This window comes from Agrococcus lahaulensis DSM 17612 (assembly GCF_000425105.1).
In the GTDB taxonomy this organism is placed as follows: domain Bacteria; phylum Actinomycetota; class Actinomycetes; order Actinomycetales; family Microbacteriaceae; genus Agrococcus; species Agrococcus lahaulensis.
Genome location: NZ_KE384305.1, coordinates 101,957 through 109,453, shown reverse-complemented (window position 1 = coordinate 109,453; position 7,497 = coordinate 101,957). Strand labels below are relative to the sequence as shown.

Below are 7,497 nucleotides of genomic sequence, written 5' to 3'. Positions count from 1 at the left end.
CGTGAGCTTCGCCGAGACGCTCGCCCTGGAGGGCATCGCTGCGTCGATCGGCTCGATCGGCGACGCGTATGACAATGCCCTCGCCGAGTCGACGATCGGGCTGTTCAAGACCGAAGCGATTCGCGACGACTCGCCCTTCCGGACCGGTCCGCTCAAGCAGCTGGAGGACGTCGAATGGGTCACCGCTGAATGGGTCGACTGGTACAACGCCAGGCGCCTGCATTCCACCCTCGGCGACGTCCCTCCCGAGGAGTTCGAGGCCGCGTACTACGCTGACCTCGAAACGCCATCACACCCGGTGCTGGCACCCGCATAGGAGCGGCAGAGAACCGGGGACGGTTCAGAGTGGCGCCTCCCGCACGTGAGTGGCGAACTCGGTGTTCCAGTGGCGCCGCGAACATCCGCTCGTCGCGATGTTCTCCACAGCCGACGGTGGCGGGCGAGCGCCAGCGGCCGGATGGCATCAGCATGCTCGGCATGCACAGTCCACACGGCTTCACCATCCGGGAGGGACTCGAGCGCGGGTACTCCGCTGCCGAGCTCCGCTCCATGGCGTTCACTGCGCCGGCGCGAGGCGCGCGAATCACCGCGGCCGTCGGCGACGAGCATCAGGCGCTCCTCGAGGCAGTGCGCGTCCTCGCAGGGGACGACCAGTTCTTCTCCCACACCACCGCCGCACGCGTCCATGGCATGCCGTTGCCCACTCGCTTCGAGCGCGAGGGTCGGGTCCATCTCGCGTCGCCGACGGGCCGCTCCCGCATGCAGCGTCCCGGCGTGGTCGGGCACCGCCTCAAGTCGGCGGTCGAGGAGGTCGACGGGATGCGCGTCGAGTCGAGGGCTGACACATTCGTGCACCTCGCCTCGCTGCTGAGTCTCGAGGAGCTCGTGACCGTCGGCGACTGGCTCGTCTCGACCAAGCGTCGCGATCCGCTCACCGTCGAGGACCTGACGGATGCACTGCGGCGCTACCCGGGAGCGCGCGGGCTTCACCGCGCACGACAGGCGGTCGCCCTCGTGCGGGTCGGCTCCGAGTCACCGCGCGAGACACTCGTGCGTCTCATGATCATGGGCGCGCTGCCGGAGCCGACGCTCCAGTTCGAGGTGTTCGACGCGACCGGTCTGTTCGTCGCTCGGCTCGACGCCAGTTGGCCGCACCTCAAGCTCGCCGTGGAGTACGACGGCGAGCACCACACGGATACGGCGCAGCAGGAGCGAGACCGCATCCGCCGCGAGAAGCTGCGGGCACTTGGCTGGCACGTCATCGTCGTGACGAAGGACGACCTGGTGGACGGCGGCAAGGCGATCCTCGGCGAGATCGTGGCGGCCCACCGGCGCTGCAGCTCGTGGACCGCAGCGTAGGGAGGGTCAGCGTTTTGCACGGGGAGGCGCGACTCAGGCGGGGAGGCCCTACTCACCTGCGGCAGCCGCCACTCACCTGCGGGAGGCGCCACTCAGGCGCGGGAGGCGCCACTCAGGCGCGGGAGGCGCCACTCAGGCGCGGAAGGCGCCACTCAGGCGCGGGAGGCGCCACTCAGCGGGGCGGGCGGGTCAGCGGGTCTTGATGAAGTTCGTGATGCGGAGGGTCGAGGCGCGGCGGCCCTCGTCGTCCGTGCAGACGATCTCGTGCACCGTCATGGAGCGCCCGAGGTGGACGGCCGTGCACTCCGCCGTCACCCATCCGCTCGTGATCGAGCGCGTGTGGGTCGCGTTGATGTCGGTGCCGACCGCGTAGCGGCCCTCACCCGCGTGGATGTTCGCGCTCACCGAGCCGAGCGTCTCGGCGATGACGCAGTAGGCGCCGCCGTGCACGAAGCCGGCCGGCTGCCGGCTGCCCTCCGCGGGCATACGCGCGACCGAGTGCTCGGCCGAGAGCTTGAGGAACTCGATCTGCATGCGCTGCGCGAGCTCGCCGCCCGGCCGCCCCTCGAGGTGCGCGAGCACGGCTCGCGTCGCGTCGTCGACCTCGTGCTCGATCGGCTCCGGGCTCACGCGCGCTCCTCGCTCGGCGGGGGTGTCGGCAGCCCCGGCTAGGCTGACTGCCGTGTCGGATCCGAAGCCTACCCTCATGGTCGTCGACGGCCACTCCCTCGCGTTCCGGGCGTTCTTCGCCCTGCCGCTCGAGAACTTCGTCAACAGCGAAGGGCAACACACGAACGCCATCCACGGCTTCCTGTCGATGCTGCTCAAGCTGCTGCAGGACCACAGGCCGACCCACCTCGCGGTCGCGTTCGACATCTCCCGCTACTCCTTCCGCACCCGCGAGTACGCGGAGTACAAGGGCACGCGCGACGAGACGCCGAAGGAGTTCAAAGGCCAGGTGCCGCTGCTCGAGGAGGCGCTCCACGCGATGGGCGTGCGCACCCTCTCGAAGGAGGACTACGAGGCCGACGACATCCTCGCGACCCTGTCGGTGGAGGGCGCGAAGGCCGGCATGGACGTCTACGTCGTCTCGGGCGACCGCGACACGATCCAGCTCGTCAACGACGACGTGACGCTGCTCTACCCCTCGGTGCGCGGCGTCTCCGAGCTCAAGCGCTACACGCCCGAGACGGTGCGCGAGCGCTACGGCATCGAGCCGGCGCAGTACCCCGAGATCGCCGCGCTCGTCGGCGAGTCGAGCGACAACCTCATCGGCATCGACAAGGTCGGCGAGAAGACCGCGGTCAAGTGGATCACGCAGTACGGCACGGTCGAGAACCTGCTCGCGCACGCCGACGAGATCAAGGGCGTCGTCGGCAACAACCTGCGCGAGCAGCGCGAGCGCGCCGAGCGCAACCGCCGCCTCAACCAGCTGCTGACCGACGTCGACCTCGGCGTCGAGCTCGACGAGCTCGTGCGCGGCCCGGTCGACGAGGCGAAGCTGCGCGAGGTCTTCCAGCGGCTGCAGTTCCGCACGCTGCTCGACCGGGTGCTCAAGCAGGAGGGCACCGGCGAGCCGGCAGCCGCGCTCGAGCCGGAGGTGCAGGCGCCCGCCGTGCAGAAGCTCGTCGACGAGGAGCTCGACCTGTGGCTCTCGCGCGCGAAGGGCACCGTCGCCGTCTCGATCGCCCCCGACGGCGCCGGCGGCATCGCGGGCTTCGGCGTCGCGACCGAGGGCGCGAGCGCCTACGTGCCCTACAAGGCCGGCACGGCCGACTACGACGGATTCGTCGAGTGGCTCGCGTCGGACGCCCCGAAGGCGCTCCACGACGTCAAGGCATCCATCAAGCTCCTCGAGCGCGCCGGGCTCCGCCTCGGCGGCGCGGCGCACGACACGCGTGTCGCCGCGTGGCTGCAGACCCCGACCGCGCCGCCCAAGACGTTCGAGCTCGACTGGCAGACCGAGGCGCTGCTCGGCGCGACGCTGCCGGCTCCCGACCCGAACCAGCTCGTGCCCGAGGTCGAGCCCGAGCAGCTCGGCACCGTCGCGTGGCTCACGGGCGAGCTCGCGCGCGCCCAGCGCCCGCGCCTCGACCCCGGCACGCTCGGCGTGCTCGACGACATCGAGCTGCCGCTCATGCCCGTGCTCGTGCGCATGGAGCGCCAGGGCGTGCACATGGACCGCGACGTGCTGCAGCGCATCCTCGACGACATGCGCGCGAAGGCGGCCGCGCACGCCGAAGCCGCCTACGCCGAGATCGGCCACGAGGTCAACCTCGGCAGCCCGAAGCAGCTGCAGGCGGTGCTGTTCGAAGAGCTCGACATGCCGAAGACGCGCGCGACGAAGACCGGCTACTCGACCGACGCGCAAGCGCTCGCCGACCTGCAGGAGACGAACCCGCACCCGTTCCTCGGCCTGCTGCTGCAGCACCGCGAGACCTCGAAGCTCGCGCAGATCATCGAGTCGCTGCTCAAGGCGATCCAGGACGACGGTCGCATCCGCACGCGCTACGACCAGACGGGCTCCGCCTCCGGCCGCCTCTCGTCGAACGACCCGAACCTGCAGAACATCCCGGTGCGCACGGAGGTGAGCCGCGAGATCCGCTCGGCGTTCGTGCACGGCCCCGAGTTCGAGACGATGCTCACCGCCGACTACTCGCAGATCGAGATGCGCATCATGGCGCACCTCTCGGGCGACGAGGGCCTCATCGAGGCGTTCCTCTCGGGCGAGGACCTGCACCGCTTCGTCGGCAGCCGCATCTTCGGCGTCGACCCGAGCGAGGTGACGCCGCTGCAGCGCGTCAAGGTCAAGGCGATGAGCTACGGCCTCGCCTACGGGCTGAGCGCCTTCGGGCTCTCGAAGCAGCTGCGCATCTCGCAGGCCGAGGCGAAGCAGCTCATGCTCGACTACTTCCAGCGCTTCGGCGGCATCCGCGACTACCTCCGCGGCGTCGTGATGCAGGCGAAGGACGACGGCTACACGACCACGATCTTCGGCCGCCGCCGCCCGTTCCCCGACCTGACCTCGTCGAACCGCGTGCTGCGCGAGAACGCCGAGCGGCAGGCGCTCAACTCGCCCATCCAGGGCTCGGCCGCCGACATCATCAAGCGCGCGATGATCGCGATCGACCGCCGCATCGCCGACGAGGGGCTCGGCTCGCGCATGCTGCTGCAGGTGCACGACGAGCTCGTCTTCGAGGTCGCGACCGGCGAGCGCGAGGCGCTCGAGGCGATCGTGCGCGACGAGATGGGCGGCGCCGCCGAGCTCTCGGTGCCGCTCGAGGTGCAGGTCGGCGTCGGTGCGAACTGGGACGCCGCCGCGCACTGAGCCGACGGCGTCCGTGCCCGCCGTGCCCACGGCATCCGACCCTCAGGGACCGGCAGGGACCGAGGCCTAGGCTGGGCTCGTGAACGACTCCGCGCTGCAGTTCGGCCTCTTCGTCCCGCAGGGATGGCGCCTCGACCTCGTCGGCATCGAGCCCGCTGAGCAGTGGGGGCGGATGCTCGAGGTCGCGGAGCGCCTGGACGCGGGCCCGTGGCACTCGGTATGGGTCTACGACCACTTCCACACCACTCCGCAGCCGACCGACGAGGCGACGCACGAGGCGTGGACGCTCATGGCCGCGCTCGCCGCGAGCACGAGCCGCGTGCGGCTCGGCCAGATGTGCACGTGCATGGGCTACCGGAACCCCGCCTACCTCGCGAAGGTCGCCGCGACCGTCGACGTCATCTCGGGCGGCCGGCTCGAGTTCGGCATCGGCGCCGGCTGGTACGAGCACGAGTGGCGCGCCTACGGCTACGGCTTCCCCGGCGTCGGCGAGCGCATCTCGGCGCTCCGCGACGGCGTGCAGATCATCCAGCGCCTGTGGGCCGAGGGCAGCGCGACGCTCGAGTCGGAGACCTTCTCGGTCGACGGCGCCATCTGCCGGCCGCAGCCGCTCCAGACGGGCCGCGACGGCCGCCCTCGCATCCCCACCTGGATCGCGGGCGGCGGCGAGCAGCGCACGCTCCGCTACGCGGCGAAGTGGGCCGACGCGACGAACTTCGGCGGCGGTCCCGAGCAGTTCGCGCGCAAGCGCGACGTGCTGCTGCGCCACCTCGAGAAGGAGGGGCGCGACCCGGCCGAGGTGCGGCTCACCTCCAACCTCAACATCGTCGTGCGCGAGAGCGAGGCCGAGGCGCGCCGCGTCGTCGAGGAGGTGAACGCGCGCGCCGACTCGGCGATGGCGGCCGAGCACGCCGGCACGGGCTTCTCGACCCGCGGGGCCGTCGTCGGCACGCCGCAGATGGTCGTCGACCACGTCGGGGCGCTCCGCGAGGCGGGACTCGGCACGCTCATCGCCTACATGCCCGAGGTCGCCTTCGAGCAGGACGGCATCGAGCTCTTCGAGCGGGAGGTCATGACCGCCCTCCGCTGATGCGTAGGCTTGCGGCATGACTGACGAGAGAGTCGGCGCGCCGTCGCGCCAGCAGACCGAGATCGACCGGATCGCGGAGGACTACGTCCACCGCGCCGCCGCCTTGAACCCCGAGATCAACGTGTACGTCGGCCTCGAGGGCGACAAGGCAGGCTACGGCGACTACTCGCCCGAGGGCCGCGACGCCGATGCCGCGCTCGCGCGCGAGGTGCTCGCCGCGCTCCAGGCCGCCGAGCCCGTCGACGACGTCGACTGGGTGACGAAGACGGACCTCTCGCGCGAGCTGCAGCTCGAGCTCGACGTGCACGCCTCCGGCTGGGGCGACCGCGACCTCAACAACCTCGCGAGCCCGGCCTCCGGCATCCGCGACATCTTCGACCTCATGGCGACGGGCAGCGAGGACGACTGGTCGACGATCGCGCAGCGCATGCGCAACGTGCCCGCCGCGATCGACGGCTACATCGCCTCGCTGCGGGGCGGCATCGCGACCGGCAACACGCCGGCGGCGCGGCAGATCGACAACGTGCTCGAGCAGCTCGCCGACTACGCGCCCGGCACGGGCTTCTTCCACGAGTTCGCCGCATCGGCGAAGGCAGGGGAGCAGGAGCTGCCCGCCTCGCTCCGCGACGACCTCGCGAAGGCGGCGGGGGAGGCGACCGAGGCGCACGCGCGGCTCGCGGAGTTCCTGCGCACCGAGCTCGCCGCATCCGCCAACCCCGTCGACGCCGTCGGCCGCGACTTCTACTCGCTCATGTCGCGCCGCTTCCTCGGCGCCGCCGTCGACCTCGACGAGACGTACGCGTGGGGGATCGAGGAGCTCGACCGCATGCGCGCCGAGCAGGAGGCGATCGCGAACGAGATCCTCCCGGGCGCGAGCGTGCAGGAGGCGATCGCGCACCTCGACCAGGACGCGAGCCGCAAGCTGCACGGCACCGATGCGCTCAAGGCGTGGATGCAGGAGACGAGCGACCGCGCCATCGAGGAGCTCGGCCGCAGCCACTTCGACATCGCCGAGCCCATCAAGGCGCTCGAGTGCATGATCGCGCCGACGCAGACGGGCGGCATCTACTACACCGGTCCGGCCGACGACTTCTCGCGGCCGGGGCGGATGTGGTGGTCGGTGCCCGAGGGCGTCACCGAGTTCGACACGTGGCGCGAGCTCACGACCGTCTACCACGAGGGCGTGCCGGGCCACCACCTGCAGATCGCGCAGGCGACGTACAACCGCTCGCAGCTCAACCTGTGGCGCCGTGCGTTCGCCGGCACCTCGGGCCACGCCGAGGGCTGGGCGCTCTACGCGGAGCGGCTCATGGAGTCGCTCGGCTACCTCGACGACCCGGCCGACCGGCTCGGGATGCTCGACGGCCAGCGGATGCGCGCGGCGCGCGTCGTGCTCGACATCGGCGTGCACCTCGGCAAGCCGCGCCTCGACGGCACGGGGGAGTGGGACTTCGACTACGCCTTCGAGTTCATGAAGTCGAACGTCAACATGAACGAGCCGTTCGTGCGCTTCGAGGTCAACCGCTACTTCGGCTGGCCGGGCCAGGCGCCGTCCTACAAGATCGGCCAGCGCATCTTCGAGCAGATCCGCGATGCGGCGAAGGACGCCGAGGGCGACGCCTTCGAACTCAAGCGCTTCCACATGCGCGTGCTCAACATCGGCGGCGTCGGCCTCGACACGCTGCGGGAGGCTGTCCTGCGCGGCTAAGCGCGGTTGTCC

The 7,497-nt window shown here is 70.9% G+C and carries 6 protein-coding genes; 5 read left to right on the top strand and 1 reads right to left on the bottom strand.

Annotated elements, in window-relative coordinates; genetic code table 11:
* A partial coding sequence (locus H508_RS0113535; RefSeq protein ID WP_026374455.1) for an integrase core domain-containing protein occupies nt 1-316 on the top strand: 316 nt, incomplete at its 5' end.
* Nucleotides 317-774: 458 nt separating this feature from the next.
* Complete coding sequence (locus H508_RS16510) at nt 775-1,359, top strand: endonuclease domain-containing protein (protein ID WP_169514187.1); 585 nt, start codon at nt 775-777, stop codon at nt 1,357-1,359.
* A gap of 189 nt (nt 1,360-1,548) precedes the next feature.
* Here the strand turns inward: H508_RS16510 and H508_RS0113525 are convergent, their stop codons facing one another.
* Nucleotides 1,549-1,989, bottom strand: a complete 441-nt coding sequence (locus H508_RS0113525; protein WP_425393468.1) for a PaaI family thioesterase — start codon at nt 1,987-1,989, stop codon at nt 1,549-1,551.
* A gap of 76 nt (nt 1,990-2,065) precedes the next feature.
* Between H508_RS0113525 and polA the strand changes: the two genes are divergently transcribed.
* From polA to H508_RS0113510, 3 genes are all read left to right on the top strand, one after another.
* Nucleotides 2,066-4,687 carry a DNA polymerase I gene (gene polA, locus H508_RS0113520; protein WP_026374453.1) on the top strand — a complete coding sequence of 874 codons (2,622 nt, stop codon included), beginning with the start codon at nt 2,066-2,068 and terminating at the stop codon, nt 4,685-4,687.
* Nucleotides 4,688-4,766: 79 nt separating this feature from the next.
* On the top strand, nt 4,767-5,777 hold the full coding sequence (locus tag H508_RS0113515) for a TIGR03560 family F420-dependent LLM class oxidoreductase (RefSeq protein ID WP_245569544.1): 1,011 nt from the start codon (nt 4,767-4,769) through the stop codon (nt 5,775-5,777).
* Between the two features lie 16 nt (nt 5,778-5,793).
* Complete coding sequence (locus H508_RS0113510) at nt 5,794-7,485, top strand: DUF885 domain-containing protein (RefSeq protein WP_026374451.1); 1,692 nt, start codon at nt 5,794-5,796, stop codon at nt 7,483-7,485.
* The last annotated feature ends 12 nt before the right edge of the window (nt 7,486-7,497 follow it).